At 56.1% G+C, this 21,590-nt stretch carries 24 protein-coding genes, 1 pseudogene and 1 riboswitch; of the genes and pseudogenes, 4 read left to right on the top strand and 21 right to left on the bottom strand.

Annotated elements, in window-relative coordinates:
- Positions 1 to 6: 6 nt before the first annotated feature.
- From KIH86_RS28905 to KIH86_RS28875, 7 genes are all read right to left on the bottom strand, one after another.
- Positions 7 to 399 carry a DUF350 domain-containing protein gene (locus tag KIH86_RS28905; RefSeq protein ID WP_223081455.1) on the bottom strand — a complete coding sequence of 131 codons (393 nt, stop codon included), beginning with the start codon at positions 397 to 399 and terminating at the stop codon, positions 7 to 9.
- A complete protein-coding gene (locus KIH86_RS28900) occupies positions 396 to 1,058 on the bottom strand; it encodes a hypothetical protein (protein WP_223081456.1) in 663 nt (220 codons plus the stop codon). Before KIH86_RS28900 ends, KIH86_RS28905 begins: the two co-directional genes overlap by 4 nt.
- Positions 1,042 to 2,256: a glutathionylspermidine synthase family protein gene (locus KIH86_RS28895; RefSeq protein WP_223081457.1), complete on the bottom strand. Its 1,215-nt coding sequence runs from the start codon at positions 2,254 to 2,256 to the stop codon at positions 1,042 to 1,044. The genes KIH86_RS28900 and KIH86_RS28895 overlap by 17 nt, the downstream gene beginning before the upstream one ends.
- Positions 2,253 to 2,969 (bottom strand): hypothetical protein, encoded by a 717-nt coding sequence (locus KIH86_RS28890; protein WP_223081458.1) that lies wholly within the window; start codon positions 2,967 to 2,969, stop codon positions 2,253 to 2,255. Before KIH86_RS28890 ends, KIH86_RS28895 begins: the two co-directional genes overlap by 4 nt.
- 65 nt (positions 2,970 to 3,034) lie before the next feature.
- On the bottom strand, positions 3,035 to 3,298 hold the full coding sequence (locus tag KIH86_RS28885; RefSeq protein ID WP_407672375.1) for a hypothetical protein: 264 nt from the start codon (positions 3,296 to 3,298) through the stop codon (positions 3,035 to 3,037).
- A 186-nt stretch (positions 3,299 to 3,484) separates the two neighbouring features.
- Positions 3,485 to 4,609 (bottom strand): copper amine oxidase N-terminal domain-containing protein, encoded by a 1,125-nt coding sequence (locus KIH86_RS28880; RefSeq protein WP_223081460.1) that lies wholly within the window; start codon positions 4,607 to 4,609, stop codon positions 3,485 to 3,487.
- Between the two features lie 83 nt (positions 4,610 to 4,692).
- Positions 4,693 to 5,283, bottom strand: a complete 591-nt coding sequence (locus KIH86_RS28875; protein WP_223081461.1) for a xanthine phosphoribosyltransferase — start codon at positions 5,281 to 5,283, stop codon at positions 4,693 to 4,695.
- Positions 5,284 to 5,456: 173 nt separating this feature from the next.
- Positions 5,457 to 5,560, bottom strand: a riboswitch (purine riboswitch).
- A gap of 146 nt (positions 5,561 to 5,706) precedes the next feature.
- Here KIH86_RS28875 and KIH86_RS28870 point away from each other — a divergent pair.
- Positions 5,707 to 6,014 (top strand): annotated as a pseudogene (locus KIH86_RS28870) (MaoC/PaaZ C-terminal domain-containing protein); the annotation flags it as partial.
- Between the two features lie 46 nt (positions 6,015 to 6,060).
- On the top strand, positions 6,061 to 6,420 hold the full coding sequence (locus tag KIH86_RS28865; protein WP_223081462.1) for an MmcQ/YjbR family DNA-binding protein: 360 nt from the start codon (positions 6,061 to 6,063) through the stop codon (positions 6,418 to 6,420).
- Positions 6,421 to 6,483: 63 nt separating this feature from the next.
- Here the strand turns inward: KIH86_RS28865 and KIH86_RS28860 are convergent, their stop codons facing one another.
- Positions 6,484 to 7,440, bottom strand: a complete 957-nt coding sequence (locus KIH86_RS28860) for a sugar-binding transcriptional regulator (RefSeq protein WP_223081463.1) — start codon at positions 7,438 to 7,440, stop codon at positions 6,484 to 6,486.
- A gap of 146 nt (positions 7,441 to 7,586) precedes the next feature.
- Between KIH86_RS28860 and rpiA the strand changes: the two genes are divergently transcribed.
- Both rpiA and KIH86_RS28850 read left to right on the top strand, forming a co-directional pair.
- Complete coding sequence (gene rpiA / locus KIH86_RS28855; protein WP_223081464.1) at positions 7,587 to 8,288, top strand: ribose 5-phosphate isomerase A; 702 nt, start codon at positions 7,587 to 7,589, stop codon at positions 8,286 to 8,288.
- Complete coding sequence (locus KIH86_RS28850) at positions 8,285 to 9,250, top strand: Gfo/Idh/MocA family protein (protein ID WP_223081465.1); 966 nt, start codon at positions 8,285 to 8,287, stop codon at positions 9,248 to 9,250. The genes rpiA and KIH86_RS28850 overlap by 4 nt, the downstream gene beginning before the upstream one ends.
- Before the next feature lie 83 nt (positions 9,251 to 9,333).
- Here KIH86_RS28850 and KIH86_RS28845 read toward each other — a convergent pair whose 3' ends face one another.
- From KIH86_RS28845 to KIH86_RS28785, 13 genes are all read right to left on the bottom strand, one after another.
- Positions 9,334 to 9,654, bottom strand: coding sequence for an ArsR/SmtB family transcription factor (locus KIH86_RS28845; RefSeq protein WP_223081466.1), 321 nt, complete (start codon positions 9,652 to 9,654; stop codon positions 9,334 to 9,336).
- Position 9,655: 1 nt separating this feature from the next.
- Positions 9,656 to 10,090, bottom strand: coding sequence for an SRPBCC family protein (locus KIH86_RS28840; RefSeq protein ID WP_223081467.1), 435 nt, complete (start codon positions 10,088 to 10,090; stop codon positions 9,656 to 9,658).
- A gap of 107 nt (positions 10,091 to 10,197) precedes the next feature.
- Positions 10,198 to 11,124, bottom strand: a complete 927-nt coding sequence (locus KIH86_RS28835) for an AEC family transporter (RefSeq protein ID WP_223081468.1) — start codon at positions 11,122 to 11,124, stop codon at positions 10,198 to 10,200.
- A 273-nt stretch (positions 11,125 to 11,397) separates the two neighbouring features.
- Positions 11,398 to 11,688 carry a DUF6509 family protein gene (locus KIH86_RS28830; RefSeq protein ID WP_223081469.1) on the bottom strand — a complete coding sequence of 97 codons (291 nt, stop codon included), beginning with the start codon at positions 11,686 to 11,688 and terminating at the stop codon, positions 11,398 to 11,400.
- A 227-nt stretch (positions 11,689 to 11,915) separates the two neighbouring features.
- Complete coding sequence (locus KIH86_RS28825; RefSeq protein ID WP_223081470.1) at positions 11,916 to 13,334, bottom strand: hypothetical protein; 1,419 nt, start codon at positions 13,332 to 13,334, stop codon at positions 11,916 to 11,918.
- 275 nt (positions 13,335 to 13,609) lie between these two features.
- Positions 13,610 to 14,455 (bottom strand): EcsC family protein, encoded by an 846-nt coding sequence (locus KIH86_RS28820; RefSeq protein WP_223081471.1) that lies wholly within the window; start codon positions 14,453 to 14,455, stop codon positions 13,610 to 13,612.
- Between the two features lie 267 nt (positions 14,456 to 14,722).
- Positions 14,723 to 14,992 carry a hypothetical protein gene (locus KIH86_RS28815; RefSeq protein ID WP_223081472.1) on the bottom strand — a complete coding sequence of 90 codons (270 nt, stop codon included), beginning with the start codon at positions 14,990 to 14,992 and terminating at the stop codon, positions 14,723 to 14,725.
- Positions 14,993 to 15,338: 346 nt separating this feature from the next.
- Positions 15,339 to 15,872 (bottom strand): DJ-1/PfpI family protein, encoded by a 534-nt coding sequence (locus KIH86_RS28810; protein ID WP_223081473.1) that lies wholly within the window; start codon positions 15,870 to 15,872, stop codon positions 15,339 to 15,341.
- 137 nt (positions 15,873 to 16,009) lie between these two features.
- Entirely contained in the window at positions 16,010 to 16,453 is a 444-nt protein-coding gene (locus KIH86_RS28805) for a winged helix-turn-helix transcriptional regulator (protein WP_223081474.1), read from the bottom strand.
- Between the two features lie 220 nt (positions 16,454 to 16,673).
- Positions 16,674 to 18,662: an FAD-dependent oxidoreductase gene (locus tag KIH86_RS28800; protein ID WP_223081475.1), complete on the bottom strand. Its 1,989-nt coding sequence runs from the start codon at positions 18,660 to 18,662 to the stop codon at positions 16,674 to 16,676.
- Between the two features lie 93 nt (positions 18,663 to 18,755).
- Positions 18,756 to 19,589 (bottom strand): MerR family transcriptional regulator, encoded by an 834-nt coding sequence (locus KIH86_RS28795; protein ID WP_223081476.1) that lies wholly within the window; start codon positions 19,587 to 19,589, stop codon positions 18,756 to 18,758.
- Between the two features lie 416 nt (positions 19,590 to 20,005).
- Positions 20,006 to 20,860, bottom strand: a complete 855-nt coding sequence (locus KIH86_RS28790; RefSeq protein WP_223081477.1) for an SDR family oxidoreductase — start codon at positions 20,858 to 20,860, stop codon at positions 20,006 to 20,008.
- Positions 20,861 to 20,972: 112 nt separating this feature from the next.
- Complete coding sequence (locus KIH86_RS28785; protein ID WP_223081478.1) at positions 20,973 to 21,557, bottom strand: NAD(P)H-dependent oxidoreductase; 585 nt, start codon at positions 21,555 to 21,557, stop codon at positions 20,973 to 20,975.
- Positions 21,558 to 21,590 lie beyond the last annotated feature (33 nt).

Raw genomic sequence — 21,590 nt, 5'->3', positions numbered from 1 at the left:
TCCCGCTTAAATAATCAGACTGCTGATCGCAAAGGCTGTGCCGATAAACACCATGCACAGCAGCGTTCCGACCGCCACATTGCCTTCCTTCAGCTGCTCCGACACCCGGAAATTGATTGTCACCAGTTCAAAAATCCAGTAGGCCGCCACCAGGCATACATATCCGACCGCGAACCACATCGCCATGAACCAGATCGATGTATTCGTGTAGGCCGCCACGCCGAGAATAATGGCGGTAGCGAGGAACTTCCCGCCCAGCGCCAGGCCGACGGCCGTATTGCCCTTCTTCAGCTCCTCCAGGTCCTTAAACGGTGTCATCCAGCTGAATATGAGCATCCCGACCAGCTGGAGTACGATGATTACCGCCACACTTACCAGAATATCGATCACGTCCGTCATTTCGCCCACCCCCTAAATTTTGCATAAGCCAAATCATAATCCGCAAAATCATGAACTTCTTCCAGCACAACGGAGACCTCTTTCTTCTTCTCTATGTCGGTGTAGCGTTTGTCATCGATTGGCTGCTTGATCCGGTTGCCCGACGGCAGCTCCACCACGGCGAAGTTGCGGGTCTTGCCCTGATACTCCGTCTTGTACACACCGACCAGATCAACATCCGTCGTAACCGATACTTTCAGATTCTTCAGATCATCCGTAGCCGACTGCAAATCCTTATACGATTTGATTGTGGACCAGGCCGACAGCTTGACGGAGTTCTTCTGGTCGGCATCCGTCGTTATTTCGGCATCCATATATTGAAGCGTCCAAACCTTGTCGCCCGTGGCATAGTTGTTGTCGTTGGGCAGCAGCTCGTTGTCGGGCAGAATCGTCATGTCGCTGCCGACCAGATCGCCTACGGTGCCCTCCACGACCCGGTAATCCCACGGAACCCGCGCCACATCGCTCGTCGTATCGGCATTCGGATTCGTGGAGAAGACGCTGTCCGGATTATTGGAGCAGGCGGTCAGTCCCAGCACCGCCGCAATCATCAGCGGCAGCAGGACAAGACGCAGGCTCCGGCCGCGCCGCGCAGCCGTCTTGCTAGAGTTCTTGCGCAATTGGTCTCACTCCCATGGCAATAAAGTGGCTTGTGTTTCCGGTAATCAGTCCGCCGCCCCGGCCCAGCAGACCGCACGGCTTCCCGTTGATCACGAACATGCCGGTCAGCAGATGAAGCTCGCCCTCCGGTGTCTCGATTTTCGCCAGCTCCGCCCGCTTCTGGTACACGGACGGAAACAGCAAGCTGCTGTCGAACCCGTCTTCGTCCTCCAGCTCCAGGCTTCCCGCAGGGTCGTAGAGCCGGACAGAGCCGCCCTCGCGGCCGAACATCGACTTGGAGACGAAGTTCCCGGAGAAGACCGGCTTGTTATAGGTCGGCAGCATATAGTTCTCAATCGCTTCGCGCTCTTCGGCGTCAAACAACAGGCCAAGCTCATACAGCCCCCACACTGCGGCCATCAGTCCCTTGGACTGAAGCAGAATGCTATGGGGATTGTTGAAGAGCGTCAGCTGACCGGTCTCGACCGAATAGGCCAGCGCGTCGCCGCCTTCGTCGACGGCCATCCACTCCTTCGGATACAGCGCGAACATCCGTTCAATGACGCGGCCCTGGCTGTCCTTGACAACCCCATCATCGATGGTCAGCTCCAGACAGTCCACGCAGGCAATATCGAGACCGCTGTGGCGGACCAGTGCTTCAATCGTGCCCGAATCCTCAAGATGGGTCCCATAATCGACGCAAGCTGCGGTATCGGGCCGCTCTTCGCCCCAAGCGGCTGCAACCTGCTCCGGCATTCCCCCGTTGACTGTTAAGACGCCTTCTCTCTGACATACCCAGGGTGTCGCAATCGAAGCCTCCACATAGCCTGTCGGCGTGTCCGCATTCAGTTCCAGCAGCTTGATTGCGCCTTCATCCGATACGGCAAAGTCAAACCGGGCATACCGGCTGATCAGTCCCTCGGACGGAATCGGGATAAGATCGAGCATCTCCCACAGCACCTCCGGAATGCCGATCAGACTATACAGGTCATGGCGTCCGTACACATAGCGAGCGGCCTTGTCAAGCACGCCCCACAAACGCCCGGAAGCCTGGTACAGCTCCTCATAGACATCTCCGCGCATGACCGCAACGCCGTCCAGCCAGTATTCCTCGTCCTCGAGATCGGCCCAGGTGAAGCCCATCTCCCCGAGCTTCTCCACCGCTTCCTCGCGGCCGTCTCCCTGATGGCCGATCCACTCGAATACAGGCCCGGTCATCCGCCGAAACCGCTGCTCTTGGAGCTTGAACGGGAGCTTGATCTTGAGCTCGATTTGGAGGATTTCGACGACTTCGAGCTTGATGAGCTGGAGCCGAGGCCGCTCGACTTGCCGCCGACCCCGCCCGATGACGAGGAGGTCTTCCGTCTCGTAATGGTGCCGGTCGTGGAGGTCGATGTCTTGGGCTTCACCACGGACCCCGTTACCGGCTTGTTCTGGAACTTGGTGCTGTCATAAGTACGCGGCTTGTAGACGGTGCGGGTTCCGCCGTAATACGTCGGACGTCCGTCGTACCAACGGCTTGGCGAATAGCTTGAGCCGCTGTTGAACAGAAAATGATACAGCAGCAGATCATCCCAGCCGAAGCCGGAGTTGTAGCCGCCGTAATTGTTGATGACGGTCGTGCCGCCCGACGTGCTTACACCCGGCGACGCTGTAGGCTGGGCCGTGTCCCCTCCCGTATCTTCCGGATATGGGATGTTCCAGTCCACGTATTGGTCAAAGTATGCTTTGACTTCCTCCGTAGACCAGGATACCAGCTTCGGCTCATCCGCCGATCCGCTGCTCGCCTTGGCCGGCGGCGCCGGAACAAACAGCGCGTTCGCCAACAGCGCGACGCCGAGCGATGTCGACAGCGCCTTGACCGGCTTGCTGGCAGGATCGAAGCCCCTGCTCTCTTTCTTCTCATTCTCAGGTTGCTGTTCTCTACCCAAAATGGGCGCCTCCTTTAAATCGGATCTTTCATTAATTGACCGAATACGTTCACAGCTCGAACGGATTATTCCGTCCGCATCGGAACTAGCAGAAGCTCAAGTTTGCCTTCGTCCAGATTGAGGCGTCCCTCAACAGTCTCGAATTCGCGGCCGCCTACAACCAGATAGTTCACATGCTCCAGAGCAGTGATCATCGCTGCACTCCAGGGGCGTTCCTCAATCTGTTTCAGCTCCCCGTCCTGCATCTTCTCATATAAAATGACGCTCATTCCGTTATCCAAAGTCTTTCCCCGCCTTTTCGTTGTAATCGGTGCATTCTTCGTGTTCATACGGATGGAGAGCATTCGATGTTTCAGAATGACGCTTCTGTCATTGTAAAAGCTTCCCATAACAGAATAAAGGTTCCCTTGTCTTGAAGCAATGATTTTCATAGTTATGCTTCCATCCTTTTATTACATGACAAAACCGCGGGCCAGCCGCACGCCCGCGGTTCCGTTAAAGCTTATGGCTTCAGCCTATTTCAACTTGTAAGTCACCGTTCGCACCGTATCCTTGATGAAAGAACCGTAGGTGAAGGTCAGCACATCCCCTTCCCGCTTCTTCAATGTCAGCATACGCTGCTGCACATACATATCCCGCCCGTCGGAATGCTCCCAATCTCTCCAATCTTCCGGCTCCGTCAGCTCCTTGGTCAGATTGACGGTCTTATCCGTTGACGGGTCGATCAGATACAGATGCGCGTTATCGACGAGGCGAACCACCAGCGCGTCGGGAGCGGCGTATTCAACGGTGAACTGGCCTGTGCTGCCCGTGAGGCCAAGTATATCGTAGGCTTTGCCCGGAGCGCCGTCTTTGCCCAGATACTGCACGCTTCCACCATCCCGGAGGAATGTTTGCGTTGAAGGAACGGCAGGCTTCCAGTCGTAAGCCGGCATGGAGAGATGGTAGTCTTTTTGCAAAGTGATGACCCCACCTTGAATGACCGCCTGATATACATTACTGAAATTCGTGAACATGGCATAATGATTGTCGCTGAGCGTCAGCAGATTGGCCGCCCCGGACAGCCTTTGGACTTCCAGCCCGTGCATGTACGACGAAGCTTTGACCGGAAGCTTGCCGGCCAGCTTGGGTGCCCCGCCGTTTGATACATACACCTCGCCTGACTGCTGGGACACCCAATAGACTGCTCCGGATGCCGCCGCTGTCACGTAGCGGGTCTCATCGAGAATGTTCAAATTTCCGCTTGCCGGATCGCGCCACATCTTGCCGCCCAGCAGAACCACTCCGCCGACAAGAGGAACGCTGAGAACTCCCGCATCATTGCGGAACGGCTGCGCCAGCTTCACAGCCGCGCCATTTACCTTGGCCTCCTGAGACCCTGCCGTCAAGGTGATCTGACGGTCGGGACGAGTCAGCACCACCATTTTCGCAGATGGATTCCAGACCACCGAATATCCCATGTCCGCGGCAAGAGCCTTCAACGGAACCCAGGTAACCCCCGCAGATACCTTCGCTTTCTCTGATAGACCCAGATTTTTATAGTTCAGCAAAATCGGTGCCGATCCTGCCCCGTAGGCCGTCCCCGCTCCAAGCGCAATTGCCGCGGCCAGCAAGCCGACCGTTAGTTTGCTTGCGTTCATAACCCTCCATCTCCTTTGGCTGCATCTCTGTCTTCGACTTAGACGGAAATTTCAGGAAAAAGTTTCGACGGAGAGGGTACGCCTTACCCGATAACCGCTTCGTTTCCGATAAAAACAATCTCTCCCGGAGCCATGGACGCGATCCGCGCCAGCGCATGTACCTCGATGCCTCTCGCCTCGAGCAGTCCGCGTCCTTCCTGGAAGCTCTTCTCGATGACGCAACCGACGCCCAGCAGCTCGGCGCCCGATTCCTGTACAATATCGGCCAGGCCGACCAGTGCCGCTCCCGTGGCGAGGAAATCGTCGACGATCAGCACCTTGTCGTCCGGACCGAGATACTGCCGCGAAATGCTCACCAGGTACGACTCTCCACGAGTGAACGAATGCACCGGAGCCGAATAGACCTCGCCCTCCTGGGTGACTGCTTTCTTTTTCTTCGCATAGACAAAAGGAACCCCCAGCGCAATCGACGCTGCCATCGCGAACTGAATGCCGCTCGCTTCAATCGTCAGCACCTTCGTAATCGGTCTGCCGCCGAAAATCCTTGCGAACTCCCGGCCAATCTCCAGCACCAGCGTGGTGTCTACCTGATGATTAAGAAATGAATCCACCTTCAGCACCGTATCCGACAAAATCCGGCCGTCCTGTCTAATGCGCTCTTCCAATACCTTCATCGTATTCTACTCGCTCCTTCGTTCATTGACGCAACGCAAAAAAAGGACAGATTCCCTGAGTCTCTCAAGTGAATTTGTCCTTTGGGGTGTAGTTCCCTTATGGTCAAACACGGCTGGCGTGTCCGCATCCGGATTATCCTGAAATGGGGGTGAAGCTCCCCTCGCGAAAGGCACCGGCTGCGCTATTCACTCATAGTCGGACAATTGCAATGGTCGTCCGGTAGATACTTATGGGCCTTATCCCCATCATTATATGAGTTGCTTGTTTGGGCACGCCCTTTATATTACACGCCTGTCCCCATCGACACAAGGAAAAATCCGGTTCCCTCCCGCTGCTCGCCTGTAATCAATATACCAACGGACAAGACCATTCAATAAATGATAAACTATAAAATGAAAAAGATTCAAACAAGGAGTATACCTATGCGCTTCCATGAATTTTATCTCGGGCAGGAGTTTCGAACTAAATCGTTAACTTTATCCAAAGAAAGCATCTACAAATTCGCTTCTGAATTTGACCCGCAATATATGCATTTGGACGAGAGAAAGCAATGCAGGGGAGATTCAATGGAATTATCGCCTCAGGAATTCAAACTTTAGCAGTTTCATTTAAGCTTTAGGTTGAGACGGGAAGCTATGGTAATGATGTTATTGCGGGTACAGCAATGAACAATATCAAATTCATAAAACCGGTTTATCCGGATGATACTTTGCATGCCCTTGTGAAGGTGAATTATCCGTTCTAGTTAATAAATAAGACAAGCTTATGGAGGGCCGATGGATAAAGAGAAAATAATTGAGTACTGTCTGAATTGTCCGGCTGTTTATGAAGACTACCCTTTTGATGAGAATTGGGCGGCAATACGCCACAAGGGCAACAACAAAATTTTCGCAATGATTTTCAACTATAACGGGCATCTTTGCGTAAACCTCAAGTGTGAACCTGTCAGAGCCGATTTCCTCCGCAGCATTTTTGAAGATGTAAAACCAGGCTATCATATGAACAAAACGCACTGGAACACCGTTATTTTGGATGGCAGTATGCAGGATGATGATATTTTTGAAATGGTGCAGCATAGCTTTCAGCTTACGAGACCCAAAGTGAAAAAGGGCAAGGCAAATCTGCCACAATTTTAATCGCCAGCGGCAATCTTGTCCTCTTATCGTCAAAGGCTGCCGCTGTTTTATTCTTCTACATCATCAGACGTTCTCCATATCCAGAATCATCTGTGCCGTCTCTTCCGTCGTTACGAACATATTCATCCACCCGCTGCGCAGGGCCCCGAGGATTCCGTCCGCCTTCTCGGACGATTCGGCAACACCTATTGTATATCTGGCCCGGCTCAGCTGCTCCGGTGTAATCGTCAGCAGTCTGTCATCCAGAACCGTACGCACCCGCTGGCCTTCCTGATCGAAAAAACGGGAACAGATATCGCCTGTCGCCCGGCCATCCACAAGCTCCCTGATCACTTCCTCGCCGTAGAACGCTTGCCACTCTTTCCTGCCCCGCTGCCGCAAGGCTCCGATTCCGAATACAGCTATGCCCAGACGGTCCCACAGCCCGGATATTTCCCGGTAATGCCTGGACCCAGCCCAATGCTCCCGCAGCTCCTCCCGCTCCGAGACAGCAGGCAGATCAATCATTCTCGACCTGGCCCCCCACCTCGAAGCAGCCTGATAGCAGATCGTGTTGACATGGTATTCACTGTCAAGCGTACCCGCCGGCCCTCCAACCATCGGCACGAAGGTAACGAACGGCCTGCCCGCATAGGGCAAGCTGGAGGCTACCATGGACATGGCGCTTCCCCAGGAGAACCCGATCACTTCGTCTTTGCGCGCGAGCCGCGCTACCCATTGCCCGCACGCTTCCCCCAGCGCACGCACTCTTGCACCGGCATCGCTGACGGACGCCGGCACCACTACGGCTTCCTTGAGGCTGAATCGTTCCTTCAGATGCCGCTCAAGCCCGGAAGTCCCGCCATCCTCATAATTAATAGTAATCTTGACGATGCCCTCTTCGCGTACTCTCTTCAGCAGACGGCTGATGGTCGTGCGGTAAATGCCCAGCTTCTGGGCGATTTCATTCTGAGTCATATTGTCTTCATAATACATCTGCGCAATGGTAACCAGCAGCTTTCGATCGGGCTTTGCATCCATACCAAGCTCTCCTTCGCGATCTCTCTCCAGGGCAGACTGCATTTGACAGGCGGACCCCACAGTTATATGCTTTAGGCGCCGATTTAGCACATTAATTATTATAGTGCACATTTGTGCTGATGATCAATGCGGAAGGAGCGAAACGGATGAAAGACGACGAACTGAAGCAGGCATGCGCCAAAGCGGCGCTCACTTTTATCGAAGACGGAACCATAATCGGGCTTGGGGGCGGAAGCACCGTTTCTTATCTGATCAGCTATATTAAGGAGAGCGGCATCAACGTCAAGGTGGTCACCCCATCCTTCAAGACCCGGATGCTGTGCTTGCAGAATGGCCTGACAGTGCCGCATACCGGCTCTGTCAGCAAGCTGGCTGTCGCTTTTGACGGATGCGATGAAGTTGACGAGGATTTCAATGCCCTCAAGAGCGGCGGAGGCATTCATACGAGGGAGAAACTTGTTGCCCGGATGGCGGAACGCTACATGCTGCTGGCCGACGCAGGCAAAGTCGTGAGCCGGCTGACCTTCCGGAAGCCGGTCGTGCTGGAGGTACTGGAGGACGCGCTCGCCTATACGGAAGCCGAAGCCGCCAGACTTGGCGGCAGAGCAGTTCTTCGCCGCAGCGAAGCCAAGGACGGATACACGGCCACCGAGGACGGCAATCCGCTGCTGGATATTTTTTTCAGCGATGTAGACAATATCAGCGAGCTGCAGCTGCAGCTTAAATCCATTCCCGGGGTTGTGGAGACCTCGCTATTCACCGAAGAAGTAACCGATGTGCTGATCGCAGCCGAAGACGGGATCTCCTGGCTGTCGAAATATCCGATCACGGAGGGGGAGTTACAATGAGCGGTATCAAATGGGGCCTTATCGGCCCGGGCGCTATTGCGCAGGAGTTCGCTCAGGCCATGAAGGGGACCGGCGGGACGCTGAATGCAGTGAGCTCGCGTTCCCTGGAGAAAGCGAAGAGCTTCGCCGAGGAATACGGCGCCGCCGGAGCTTATGGAGATTACCGCAAAATGCTGCGGGATTCCGGAATCGACGCTGTCTATATCTCCACTCCGCACAGCAGCCACTATGAATATATTATAGAGAGCTTGCGGCAGGGCAAGCATGTGCTTGCGGAAAAAGCGATAACCGTCAATATCGGCCAGCTCCGTGAAATCGCCTCGCTCGCCAAGGCGAACGGTCTGGTTGTGGCTGAAGCGATGACGATTTACCACATGCCCCTGTATGCGAAGCTGCGGCAGATCGTCGAAGAGGGCAAAATCGGACCGCTGAAGATGATCCAGGTATCCTTCGGCAGCCATAAAGAATATGACGTGAACAACCGTTTCTTCAGCAAGGAGCTTGCTGGCGGGGCGCTGCTCGACATCGGCACCTATGCATTATCTTTCGCAAGATTCTTTCTGTCGCGTCAGCCTAATGAGGTGCTTACCACCTGCAAGCCTTTCGAGACCGGCGTCGACGAGCAATCTGGCATTCTGCTCAAGAATTCGGCCGATGAAATGGCCGTCATCTCCCTGACCATGCGGGCCAAGATGCCGAAGCGAGGCATTGTCGCCGGGGAGAATGGCTTCATTACCGTCGATAACTTCCCCCGCGCTTCCCAAGCGATTGTCCAATATCTGGACGGAACCCAGGACCTGATCCTGGACGGAGATACCGATCTGGCGCTGAATTATGAGATTCGGGATATGGAGGAAGCCATCCGCACGGGAAGAAACAATACGCTCGGCCTGTCGCTTGACGTGATGGAGATCATGAGCCGGGTCAGAGAGCAGTGGGGAATTACCTATCCTTTTGAATAGAGGACCGCACACATCCTGAGTACCCTTTTCCGGGCAAAAAGCCGGCGCCATCACGCTTCCCGCGTGCGGCTGCCGGCTTCTTGTTACGGTTCGTTCTCGGAGATGTGCTTCAGAATAGACAGCTTGTTGCTCCAGAAACGCTCGTAGTAAGCGAGCCATTCCCGGATCTCTTCCAGCGGACCTGGCTGAAGACGATACAGCTTCTCCCGGCCGACCCTGCGGCCGCTGACCAATTCCGCCTCGGTTAGCACATGCAGATGCTTCACGATGGCGGTCCGGCTGACGGGAAAATGGGCCGCGATGTCGGAAATAGGCCGTTCTTGCTCGGCGAGGAGCATCAGCACCTGCCTGCGGGTCGGATCGGCAATCGCCTGGAACACATCATGCTTCTCCGCCGCCTCCATCTTAGGCTTCGACCGCTTTCTTCAAGCGTTCCTGCACAATGGCAACCCAGCCGCCGGCCATCCGGTCGCGGATAACCGAAGCCTTCTCGTTCGCCTTGCCGACCAGCTCGTCCGGCCGCTTCCAGCCGCCGTGGATCAGGGTAAATTCCGTCCGTTCCCCCAGATCCTTCAGCTTGAACGCAACCGTCCAGCCCTCTGTGTCCCAGTTGAAGGACAGCCCGTAAGGCGGATTCACTTCCGTTACTTTGCAGGGTGAGGCCCCAAACGGCGATTGAAGGTGAAACTCATGTCCGACCTCTGCCTTGAAATCATTTGGCATGAACCACTGGGCGATTCCCTCGGAGGTTGATACCTTGCTCCATACCTTCTCAATCGGCGCTTCAATCGTTACCGTCTGCACGACATCAGGCAGGTTCTGCTCGTTATTCAAATCCATGGACTCGATATCTCCTTGTACATCAATTTTATAACACCTTTAGGTTTCACAATATCATTATATATAACCATTTGGTTTCATGTCAATTTCCGATCCCCTTCTGATCCTCAACCGCCAATTGCCGAGATGAGAACCGGCAGGGCGGCAAAAGAAGCCAGCGTCGTCCACATAATGCACCTGGATACAAGCGAAGGCGAGGCATCGAAGCGCTCGGCCAGCACAACGGCATTCACCGCAACCGGCATGGAGGCTAGAATAAACAGCACCGAACGGAGCATGCCTGTGATTCCGAGCAGCGTAAGAACAGCCAGCGCCAGCAGCGGACCGCCTACCATCCGCATGGCCAGACCCGTCCAGAATACCGTTTGCCCTTCCTTGACGGCGGGCATCGTTCCGACCTTCATCATTTGGGCGCCCAGTATGGCGAGAACAACCGGGGAGTAGGCGCCAGCAGCCATCGTTACCCCCCTCTCTACTTCCGCAGGAAGATGAAGATTGAAGCCCCGCAGGATTAGCGCCAGAATGGCGGCGTAAATAGCGGGAAGCGAGAAGACCGACTTCACGGCGCTGCGGATGGAAAAAGAAGACCGGGCCGCGAAATACACCCCGACCGTGTTGGCAATGATCATCTGCGAGATCACGTATACGGAGGCTTTGTCCAGTCCCGCCTGGCCAAAAGCGAGCAGCACGAGCGGCAGCCCGTAATTGACGCTGTTGGTCAATGCGGAGATCAGGGTCAGCCCCGCCCGGTCGGCTGCCGAAGACTTCAAGAGTCTGCCCAGCCCGGAAGCTGCCGCCCAGAGGACGAGCAGATTGAGCAGCGCGAACGCCAGCGTCAAATAGATGTCATCATACGAAATCTCGGCATGCGCGAGCGTATCCAGAATAATCGCAGGGCTCAGAAAGTACAGGTACAGCGTCAGCAGTGGCTTCGTATCGAGCTTCTGAAAGCGGCTGAGCAGCGCTCCGGCGAGGACGGGAATCGAGAGCGGCACAATGACTTCATATAGTGTGGACAGAACAGTCTGAATCAATCAGGACACCCCGATCATCTTCGAATTTGTCCCCACTATACCCCCAGACCCTTTATCCGTCCAAGACTTGTAATGAATAGCTTTATAGCCCGAGCCTATTACACATGACATATTTATAAGTTTCTCAGCAAAATGATCTGTGAACGTATGCCCCTTGGCAGATTGCCGTTCCCCCATACATGCCAAATACCCCGGGGCAGAATGCAAAATCCCGGGGGATTGCTTGGTGTTCAATTACCATTCAAGTTGTGGTGGTTCGGGTCTGATCCAGGCTTACTCTTCCGGCAGATGCTCCCGGCAGAATGCCGCAAGCTCTTCCTCTTCGTCATCCTCCAGATCAAAATCCATCAGCTTCTGGGTCGTCGTCTCCATCACATCGTAAGTCACGACGCTGACCGTTCCGCCTTCTTTCTTCACAACGGCCCGCACGCTGACGCCGTTCTCCGAATAGAGCTCATCATCCTCAGGAACATCCAGCTTGATCATAAATTCATAACGGGTCCCGGAAATAATGCCGAACGGGTCCCGGATCTTATCCACACTGTACTCTGAAATCGCCAGCATCTGACATCCGCCTCTTCTGTATGAAATAATGGCACGGCCGCTTATAGAACCGCGGCAAGTATTGCATTCTTCTCTATTATATACAAAAAGGCCGCCCCAAAACGCAGAGGAAGCCTTAAAAATGATGGCGAATTTAGTAGTACTGAAAAGAACTATCATATGACGAAGGGTGTCGGATAGCGTCGCCTCTCGGAGAACGCCGCCGGTGTATGGCGATGGAAAAGTCGCTAAATGAGGAACATGGCGAAGACGGTCGTGACGGCAAGACCGATGAGAACAGGCTTCAGATTGCGGCGGGCCAGCTCGAAGGGGCTGACGCCGCAGATGGCAGCCGCGGGAATGAGCGCCCACGGAATGAGCGTGCCGCCGCCGACCCAGATGGCGGCGACCTGGCCGAGCGCAGTGAGCGTCGCCGCGCCGGAGCCGATGGCGGTGGCGAAGAGATGGGCGATAGAGCCGGCGAGCGAAATGCCGGAGAACCCTGAGCCGTCGAGGCCGGTAATGGCGCCGACAACCGCGAGGGTAACAGCGCCGACACTGCCGTTCAGCGGCACGGCGTTCGCGAGGGCAACGCCGAGATCGTTGACGATGCCGTGCGAAGCGCCGGGAAGCACCTGCTTCCCGAACAGCTCGGTGAGGGCGGAATCGCCAAGATAGAAGAAGGCGGCAATCGGAATAACGGGACCGAATACCTTGAAGCCGAAACCGAAGCCATCGATGAGATAAGAAGTGACCTGCTCCAGTCCTTGATTGCGATGCGCAAGCAGGGTGACGAAGATCAGGATGAGCACCGCCGTGCCGCCGATCAGGGCGGTCGCGTCCCCGCCCTGAAGATTCAGCACGACCATGGCGATTACATCGCCCAAAAAGAGGGAGGGAATCACCGCCGCCAGCGTTCTCCGGGTTCGCGGGCCGAGGATGGCCTTCACGGAGGCGGCTTCGGGCGATGTGCCGAGCAGGTCGCCCGTCTGTGCTGCCGGAACCAATCCGTCCCGGAAGGTTCCGTTCTTCAGATCCCGCCGCATCATCCAGAAGGCGGTGATCGTCGTCACCGCGCCCATGACGATGACGAGCGGCACGCTCGCTTCCATGACGCTGCCGACCGGGAGCCCGGCGGCGTCGGCCGTCAGCTTCGGCGCGCCCTGGATGATATAGTCGCCGGAGAGGGCGATGCCGTGGCCGAACAGATTCATGGCCATGGCTGCGCCGAGAGCCGGCAGACCGACCCGGAGGGCCGCGGGCAGCAGGACGGCGCCGATCAGGGCAACCGCCGGCGAAGGCCAGAAAAAGAGGGAGGAGATCAGCATAATGATCCCGATGCCCCAATACGCCATGGCCGGTGTGCGAAGAAACCGGGTCAGCGGCGACACCATCGTCTCGTTAATGCCGGTGACGCCCAGCACCCGGCTCATCGCCACGATGATGGAGATGATCATGATCGTGCCCATCAGCTCCTTGGTCGCATAGACGAAGGAGTTGAAGATCCCGGATACCGAGCCGCCGAGCGTCTCCGTCGCGATGAGGCCGAGGCAGAAAATTCCCGCCACACAGATCATTGTGGTGTCACGCCGCCGGATCAGCAGCGCCATAATAAAGACAATAAACGCCAAGTATACGTAATGGATCGCCGATAACGTGATGTCCATACCGCAAAGCCCCCTTCAAGTGCCAAATGCTGCTATACACTATGCAGGAGCCCAGCCGGCGGTTCATACGCGGGCGGCTTAACCATTATTCATTTATATGTAAAAAGAAGACCCGGATCGCTTGTCCATCTCGCGATCCGGGCCAAATGCAAAATTCGTTCCGTGGCATTCTTGCAAGCACCTCATTCAAGGCGCTCGGTCCAACGCACTTGGTTCAACGACTGATTCACTTCAATCCCAAGTACAGCTTAGAGCATCCCCCGACGCAGTAGACCTTAGGCTGAAGGTTCCTTCTCCGCCAGTCTGGCGAGAATTCGCCGCTTGCGGTAGAGCATCATGGCCGTCTCCGATACTCCCTTCAGCATTTCGCGATTCGTAAAGGCGCCGAAGAACATGCCGGCGACGGGAACGGCCTGAAGCAGCTTCTTCGAGCTCCAGCTGTCCCGGTAGGAGGCGATGACCTCCCGCCATCCCTGGATTTTCGACACAGCGGCTCCTTCGCCGCCGCCCAGCTCTCCGCCTTCGCCCATCTCCATGTCCAGCTCCGCCAAAATCGCTTGCCGGGAGGCCGTTTCGGCGGAGGCGACCTGCATCACCTTGACGGCGAAGATGCGTTCCTCCTTGTCCAGCGGATTGTAGCCATAGCAGAGTCCGATCTCCTGTATAGCCTTCAGCGAGAGCCCGATCACGGCCGGAATATCGGCCGCCAGCGTGAACAATCCGCCGATGCCTGTCGTGGCGCCCTGCGCCATGGCGAAATTGCTCCGGCTCTTGGACAGCCACTGCGCCGTTTCGTCCATAACAGCCAGAGGATACGGTCCCGCTCCCGTTCCTCCATTCTCGCGGCTGGCCTCTGCGACCAGTTCACCCACCCTGCGGCCGGCAACCAGATAATTGCCGCCGTTCTGGATGAAGCCGCCTATCTCGTCCAGCAGTTTCCCGAGCGCTTCATGAACGACTCGGGGCGTGAGCTTGTCGAGGATTTTGAAGGGCAGCCGGGTGAATCGTTCCCAAATCATAAGCTGCTTCTGTTCCTTCTCCCACTGCCTGATTTCCTGCAGCGCCTCGCGAAGCTCTTCCGGCGTCTCCAGCCTTGCCCCCTGAGTCCTTGTCTCCTCCATGCGTTAGCCCCTCCTTTTTATTCTCTATATACCCTAAAAAAGAGGGAGAAGAAAGTCCTTCCGGCAAAAAGAACGTGAGCGCGAAACTATGGCAGCCAATCATCCCGCTGAGGTGCCGGGCTGCTAACGGATGCGGGCGCCGGGTTGCCTGCATCTGGTGGTCGGGCTGCCGGGCTGTCAGATGTCGGATTGTCACCTGTCAAAGTGCCGGATTGCCTACCTCTCGGGCTGCCAGCCGATATATCCGGCCGCAAACCGCCGCCGCAATCAGCGCAGCTTCTTGTCTACCAGTGACAACCGTTTTTTCTCATCGGCCAGCATCTCTTCTGCAAACTCCACGCCATGTCCCTGGACCGAGCCCTCCGGCGCATGCTTGACCGCCTCTTCCGCATGGGCCAGACTGTTCTCGGCCTGCTGCGTCATTTGCTCGGTGGGATGGCTCATGGCCTGGGTAACGGCGTTATGCAGCTTGACCACCGCATCCTCGGCCTGATCGACGGTGCTGTTCGTGCGCATGCTCGACTCATAATGTTTCATAAATAAGAACCTCTCCTTTGTACTTGCTTGTACTGGTTTCTCCTGTGTAGGATGGCCTAAAATGAAACCCGATTATGCATGCGCGAGGCCGGTAAGAGTTCCTTCACACCACGAGCACCCGCGGCTCCCGGCGCGCGATATCATTCGCATGATGATGGTCAACTATATACGAAAAAAGGAGCCCAGCCCTGACATGCCGGACATAAATCTTGAACCTTCCGTCCAGCCCGGTTCTTTCCCTGTGAGCAGAGAATGGTAAATGTCATAGCCGGTAAAATGGCATGAAAAAAGACGGCCTCGAGCCCTTCGAGCCGTCCCTTGTTCAAACCGCTATCCATTATCGTAATCAGGCATTCGCCTTAGCACTGAGCGCTTCGACCAGCGCTTGGCCGAACGCACGGGCGCCTTCCGGGCCGTCGCTTGTGATGATATCGTCGTGCGCAACGACATGCTGAACCACGTAGTTCACATCGTTCGCCTTCAGCTGATCGATCATGACATCGACCGGGTAGCAGGTGGCCTGACGGCCCTTGAGCAGCCCAGTCTTCACCACAGCAACGGAACCCGCGCAAATGCCGGCGACCAGAATATTCTGGTTGTAAGCCTCTTTTACATAGTGCTGAAGCTTCTCGTCGCCCCACAGATAATCGATCGTTCCCGATCCGCCGATTACCGCCACAACGTCGTAGTTCCCAGCTGGCAGATCAGAGAATACGGCTTCGGCTACCACCTTGCCCTGGTTGTCTCCGGTAATTTCGCCGGTCTTGGTGCTTGCCACCGTTACGGTGATTCCGGCCTGCTCCAGCTCGGCTTTCGGATGGAACAGCTCATCTTCATTGAAGCGGTCCGGCGGAATAATAAGCAGCGCTTGTTTCGACATGGGTATCTCTCCTCCACAAATTCGGTGTATGGTCCCATTCTAACGCCGCCGCCTTGAACCGGGAAGAATGCACTTTTTCGTGCAGAGGTTACCAAAAGGTTACCGCCCCTGCTCTCTTCCGGGTCAAATCCCCCACCCTATCCCTGCGCCTGACTGCCGCATTTCACCTGATCCCGGCAATCTTTGTTCTCTTCCTCAACGGCTGATTCAGGATTCAGCTCGCTCCGGATCATCCCGATCCGCATTTTGCCCCAGTCGTACATCATTTCGACGATCGGCAGCAGCGTCATCCCGAGCTCTGTCATGGAATACTCCACCTTCGGCGGAATATCGGGGTAGACCTCCCGGTGAACGATGCCGTCCTCCATAAGCTCGCGAAGCTGCTGGGTCAGAATTTTATGTGAAATTTTTGGAAAAAGCCTCTGCAGATCGCTGAAGCGATGCGGTCCTTCCACGCCCAAATGCCATAGAATAACCACTTTCCACTTGCCGCTAATCACCGAAAGGGTAAGTTCTTTCTCGCAGTGAAAGTCGCCGTTCACAATCTTGTTTCGGATTTCCTCTCTTAATTGGTCGGACATTCTTTCGCTCCTATCCGGCGATAATCGCCCGGGTCTTGCTTCCACTATACCATACCCGGATATCCCACATCCCAGATCCGCACATCCCCAGACCCCTTGCTTCTATCACACCTCTTCACTCCTGTCTTTTCTGTTATGCCTGTTTCTAGCAAAAAAGCAGTGCCCGCGCCGTTCAGGGCGGACACTGCTGGTAATCTTCGGCCTGGGCAGGCCGCCGCTGCTATTGCGCCAGTGCGCTTGTCGCGGCATCTTCCCCGCCAAGCCGTCCGGAGGTGAAGGAGTACCCGATGCCTACGCCGTTGCCGACATAGGTATCGTTGAACAGCACGCCTTCGGATTCCAGTCCTACGGCGTACAGCCCCTTGACCGGAACCTTTTTATCGCCCAGCACCTGGAATTTCGTGTTGACGATTAGGCCGCCCACCGAACCCAGGTTGTTGATCTCGGCGATGATAGCATAATACGGACCTTGATCGCCCATCGGGATCAGGTATTTCTTGTCCTTGCCGAATTCGGTGTCCACCCCGGTCTTGATGGCATTCTGGTAGCTGTTGAACGCTTCGGTGAATACCGCCACGTCCATGCCTGCATTCTTCGCCAGCTCCTCCGGTGTATTTCCCTTATAGCCGTCGCCGTTCGCAACCATCGCATCCAGCACCTTGCCGGCATCCTTCCAAGGAGTATCCAGCTTGAACTGGTCGGTGAACGATGCGTAGAACTCCGGCGGCATGGCCGGCAGGCTCGGCGCCTTCACGCCGTTCATCCCTTTCGCGGTCAGCGCGTCAATCTGCGCTTGTGATACGATTACCAGGTGATACGCGCCGTTAAAGGCGCTGGTGTTCGCGGCCGCCACCGCCTCCAGGGTCGCCGCCTCATCGCGGAACCGCGCGCCCGACGGACCGACATTCATGAAGTTAGGCAGATAGGACAGCATCAGCGGATAGCTCGCCTGAAACGGCTCATACTGCTTCTTCAGATTTTCAGTCGCCCGAGCCAGCGTCTGGTGGAGCATCTGTCCGCCGAAATTATCCGGAACCCTGGCTCCCGCGTCCCAGGCCATCCGCAGACCTTCGCCGATATTTTGGCCCAATCCGCCGTTGATTCCTTCAAACCCGAAGTTCTCCTTAACCATTTCCTTGTTACCCGCATAACCGCCGGTAGCGATCACGACGCTCTTCGCCGAAACTTCCAGCACGGTTCCGTCCGCTTTCTCGGCGACAACGCCGGTCACCGCACCGCTTCCGTCCGTTATGAGCTTCTTGCCGGTCGTCTCCGTCAGCACCTGCCCGCCGTGGGCCTCAACCGAGGCCGCCAGCATCTTGCGCAGCGTAGCCTGACGGGTCTCATAAGCCGGCAGCACATGCAGCTGTTCGCCGAAGAAGTTCAGGAAGGTTGTCTTGTAGCCCTTCTCGGCCAGCCAATCGTACGTCTCGCCCGATTTGGTGACGTACTGGCGGAGGTCCGCCGCATCGACCCGCCAGTGATTGCCTCGAATCCAGTCGGTAATCTCCTTCTCCACGTTGACTTTAACCCCGTTCTCCAGAGCCGCTGACGAGTTGTAAAACTTACCTGCCCACGACAAATTGCTCGCGCCACCGATTGTCGCCGTCTTCTCGATAATGATGACCTTCGCGCCTTTATCGGCTGCCGACACGGCCGCCGACACGCCGGATGCTCCGGCTCCCACAACGGCAACATCGGCGGTCAGCTTCTCGGTCTTGCCCTCTCCGGCCTTTTGAATCTCCCGGGATTTGAAGCTCCCCACGTCACTGCCCGCCTGCTTGAGGGCATCCTCGACAGCCGCAACCATGGCTGAACTCGTCTCGGAGGCGCCGCTGACCGCATCGACCGACAAAGACTGGTTGTCGATGATCTCCTTCTTCAACGTCTCAATCGCCGTCTTCCCGATACCCTCGGTTTCATTCGATGCAACTTGAATATCCGTGATCTTCGACTGATCGTCCAGCGCCACCTTGACCTCCAGCTCGCCGTCTTTCCCTTCGGCTTTAGCCGCATAGGTCCCTGCCTTGAACGAGGACGGAACGCTCGCCGTCTCCGATGCGGCGGGTTCCGCCGCTGCGGCTGAAGCCTTGGGCTTCGCCGATGCCGCCGGCTCGGATGAATCTCCGCTGCATCCGGCCAGAAGAGGCAGGATCAGCGAGGCACATAACAATCCAATTTTCCATTTACCTGCTTGCAGCTTGCGCATTGCCTTACTCCCCCAGTGTGTGATGACGTATTCAGGCAGAAGTATAAGCATTGGTGCAGCACCAAGGTCAATGAAGGAATTGTGAAAATATTCTCAATCCTGTTCACTTAGCGCATGTACCGGAATGTGAATCTTGAGATAGGTCCGCCAGCCTTCTTCGAACCGCTCGGTCAGCAGAATGGAGCCACGGACGTCGCCCGAGGCCGACAGGCCGTGTTCGGCCGCGTAATCCAGCATGAACCGGTACGCCTCCGGCTCCAGATATTTCTCATGCGGGCTCAGGATGACCGAGCTGATGCATTCCTCCGGCGGCCAGTATTCCACGTCCTCGCCGTCCCGGATTTCGATGCCGAGCTTCGGAATATCTTCCTCCAGCAAGGTCAGGCCCCAGCTGTATTCCGGGCCCCTCTTCTCACCGGCAAGGCTGCCGGTTTCCATACGGAAGGAATAGAACACATACGGCAGCAGCTCCATCCATATTGGCGCGATCGATTTCAACGAGTCTTTCTGAACCAGCCGGTCCCCTTGGGTCTGGCGGAGCCGGTACATGCCCGGAAGCCGGATAACGCTGCAGGAATACAAGGAGTCGTCCAGTCTCCCGAGATCGCGGGCAATGCCGCTGATTCGCTCCAGCAGCAGCGTCTTCTGGCGAATCTCTTCCTCCAGTTGGGCTTCGGCTTCCGTAATTTTGTCCATAACCCGGCCCCGGCAGTTGCCGCTCAACAGTTCCTTCACTTCAGGCAAGGGGATGTGCATACTCCGGTACCAGCGGCTCATCAGCAGATCACGGGCATCGAGATCGCCGAAGAACCGGTAGTTGTTGCTCCGGTCCTTCAGCGGGCGGACGATTTCATGCTTCTCGTACAGTCTCAGGGTATCCGCCGTCACCCCGAGAAGCGAGGCGAACTCCCCAATCGAATATTTCACCAAACATTCCCCAGCTTTCTATATCTGATTCGCCCGCCGTGGACCGAGTTACATAGGTCTGTCCTTTCCCAGGCAGCAGGTGTCCGGTCCACCCCGGGCATACGATGCTGCGTTCCACAGTCCAGCCGGGATTGCTCCCCTACCCCGGCAGGGCCCGCTATAGCAGATACAAAGGACGGCTTGAGCCGAAGCTAGCTACTCCTTTCGTCCGGGCGTTCTTTTACTCTTATTGTAAACGCTGTTCTTATCCATGTACCAGAATAACCTGCATATAGACAGAAATTATCACTTCATGCAAAAGCTCAATGATTGATGTCTTCCGCACAAAGAAGGCCGCCTCCGGATCATTCCGGCGGCGGCCTCTTCACTTTCTTATACTATCTCTATGTCCGCTCCTTCATCTGTACTGCTAAGCCTTAGCCCAGCAAAGCGCGGATTCCTTCTTCCAGCGGAGTAGCCGGATGGCCCAGCAGCTTCTCCAGATCGCCGCTCGCGACTTCAAGCGTGCCTTCACGGATGCCCTGCTGAATGCCGACCACGATAGGAAGCGCCGGTTCCGGAACGCCCGCTCCTTTCATGATCTCGGCATAGGTGCTGTCATCCACCTGCTGAACCGGGATTTCCTTGCCCAGCACGCCTGCGACGATGCTGGCCAGCTCTTCCTGGGTCAGCAGCTTGCCGCCGAGCTCGTAGATGGTGTTCTCATGGCCCTCGCCGGCCAGAACGGCTGCAGCGGCTTCGGCGTAGTCACGGCGCAGCGCCCAGCCGGCGCGGCCGGAACCTGCGGAGGTCACCCATGGTGCCCCGGCCTTGGCCGCCAGAATGGAGCCGGCCTCATTCTCCAGATACCAGTTGTTCCGCAGGAACGAGTAAGGAATGCCGCTCTCGCGGATGACGCCTTCCGTGAAACGGTGCACCTCGGCCAGGAACAGGCTGCTCTCATCCGCTTTCGGCGCGCTTGTGTAAGCGATGAAACCTACGCCCGCAGCCTTCGCCGCGTTGATAGCATCCTTATGCTGGCGGAGGCGGGTCTCGGTATCGCCGTCGGCCGATATGATCAGCAGCCGGTCGAGACCAGCGAATGCCGAAGACAGCGTCTCAGGGCTGTCGAAGTCCCCGTGCCGCACCTCTACTCCGCGTTCTTTAAGGTTTGCCGCTTTCTCCGGCTGACGCACGCTGACGACGATTTGCTCAGCCGGAACCTTCTTCAGCAAGGCCTCTACCACAAAACGGCCCAAATGGCCGGTCGCTCCCGTTAATCCGATTTTCATCATGTTCTCCTCCATTCAAGTTCAAGGCTAAATAACGATTCAATCTGTAACCATTGTAGTTACAAACAATCGGATTGTCAAACCCCTTTTGAAGAAGGTTGCCCTAATCGGTTTAACTTTTTGCAAAAAACCGCTCTACCTTGGCCAGTTTCTTCGCCTGGCCGCTATTTGCCCCCTCCATGGAGCCGAACTCGAAGAATTTCACTTTGCGGATGCCGACATAATGAAACAGACCGCGCTTCATCAGCACTTTATGGGCGTTATTCAGCAGCAAGAGCGGATAATGGGCGGGACCCTTCATTGTGGAGATGCAGACTGCGCTTTTACCTTTCAGCAGCCCCTCGGGTTGCGCGCGGTTCGGACGGCTCCGATAGGCGAAATTCGCAGCAAACATCCGGTCGATATACCCCAGGAGCATGGCCGGCGGACGCCCCCAGAAAATGGGGTAAATGAATACAATCCGGTCCGCGCGTGTAATCTGCTCTCTGTATTTTTCAAGCTCGGGGTCAAGATGCATATCTCTTCTTCTCCGCTCCTTGTTATACACCAGCGCAGGATTGAACCCTTCCGCATACAGATCGAGCACCTCTGCCCCACCGGTTCCTCCGCTCTTCTGGATGCCCTGCAGGACAGCTTCCAGAAAAGCACCGTTCAGGCTCTCGCGGCTCGGATGGGCATAGACAATCAGCGTATTCAATCTTATCCCTCCATTTACTTATCAAATGATAAT

It is taken from the genome of Paenibacillus sinensis (genome assembly GCF_019904155.1).
In the GTDB taxonomy this organism is placed as follows: domain Bacteria; phylum Bacillota; class Bacilli; order Paenibacillales; family Paenibacillaceae; genus Paenibacillus_AQ; species Paenibacillus_AQ sinensis.
This window is presented reverse-complemented; position numbering and strand designations above follow the sequence as displayed.

What these genes read in the sequence shown, in the direction of transcription:
- KIH86_RS28905 (WP_223081455.1), bottom strand. Translation starts at nt 399, where the DNA reads ATGACGGACGTGATCGATATTCTGGTAAGTGTGGCGGTAATCATCGTA.
- KIH86_RS28895 (WP_223081457.1), bottom strand. Translation starts at nt 2,256, where the DNA reads ATGACCGGGCCTGTATTCGAGTGGATCGGCCATCAGGGAGACGGCCGC.
- KIH86_RS28885 (WP_407672375.1), bottom strand. Translation starts at nt 3,298, where the DNA reads ATGAACACGAAGAATGCACCGATTACAACGAAAAGGCGGGGAAAGACT.
- KIH86_RS28880 (WP_223081460.1), bottom strand. Translation starts at nt 4,609, where the DNA reads ATGAACGCAAGCAAACTAACGGTCGGCTTGCTGGCCGCGGCAATTGCG.
- KIH86_RS28875 (WP_223081461.1), bottom strand. Translation starts at nt 5,283, where the DNA reads ATGAAGGTATTGGAAGAGCGCATTAGACAGGACGGCCGGATTTTGTCG.
- KIH86_RS28865 (WP_223081462.1), top strand. Translation starts at nt 6,061, where the DNA reads ATGGATAAAGAGAAAATAATTGAGTACTGTCTGAATTGTCCGGCTGTT.
- KIH86_RS28860 (WP_223081463.1), bottom strand. Translation starts at nt 7,440, where the DNA reads ATGGATGCAAAGCCCGATCGAAAGCTGCTGGTTACCATTGCGCAGATG.
- rpiA (WP_223081464.1), top strand. Translation starts at nt 7,587, where the DNA reads ATGAAAGACGACGAACTGAAGCAGGCATGCGCCAAAGCGGCGCTCACT.
- KIH86_RS28850 (WP_223081465.1), top strand. Translation starts at nt 8,285, where the DNA reads ATGAGCGGTATCAAATGGGGCCTTATCGGCCCGGGCGCTATTGCGCAG.
- KIH86_RS28845 (WP_223081466.1), bottom strand. Translation starts at nt 9,654, where the DNA reads ATGGAGGCGGCGGAGAAGCATGATGTGTTCCAGGCGATTGCCGATCCG.
- KIH86_RS28840 (WP_223081467.1), bottom strand. Translation starts at nt 10,090, where the DNA reads ATGGATTTGAATAACGAGCAGAACCTGCCTGATGTCGTGCAGACGGTA.
- KIH86_RS28830 (WP_223081469.1), bottom strand. Translation starts at nt 11,688, where the DNA reads ATGCTGGCGATTTCAGAGTACAGTGTGGATAAGATCCGGGACCCGTTC.
- KIH86_RS28825 (WP_223081470.1), bottom strand. Translation starts at nt 13,334, where the DNA reads ATGGACATCACGTTATCGGCGATCCATTACGTATACTTGGCGTTTATT.
- KIH86_RS28820 (WP_223081471.1), bottom strand. Translation starts at nt 14,455, where the DNA reads ATGGAGGAGACAAGGACTCAGGGGGCAAGGCTGGAGACGCCGGAAGAG.
- KIH86_RS28815 (WP_223081472.1), bottom strand. Translation starts at nt 14,992, where the DNA reads ATGAAACATTATGAGTCGAGCATGCGCACGAACAGCACCGTCGATCAG.
- KIH86_RS28810 (WP_223081473.1), bottom strand. Translation starts at nt 15,872, where the DNA reads ATGTCGAAACAAGCGCTGCTTATTATTCCGCCGGACCGCTTCAATGAA.
- KIH86_RS28805 (WP_223081474.1), bottom strand. Translation starts at nt 16,453, where the DNA reads ATGTCCGACCAATTAAGAGAGGAAATCCGAAACAAGATTGTGAACGGC.
- KIH86_RS28800 (WP_223081475.1), bottom strand. Translation starts at nt 18,662, where the DNA reads ATGCGCAAGCTGCAAGCAGGTAAATGGAAAATTGGATTGTTATGTGCC.
- KIH86_RS28790 (WP_223081477.1), bottom strand. Translation starts at nt 20,860, where the DNA reads ATGAAAATCGGATTAACGGGAGCGACCGGCCATTTGGGCCGTTTTGTG.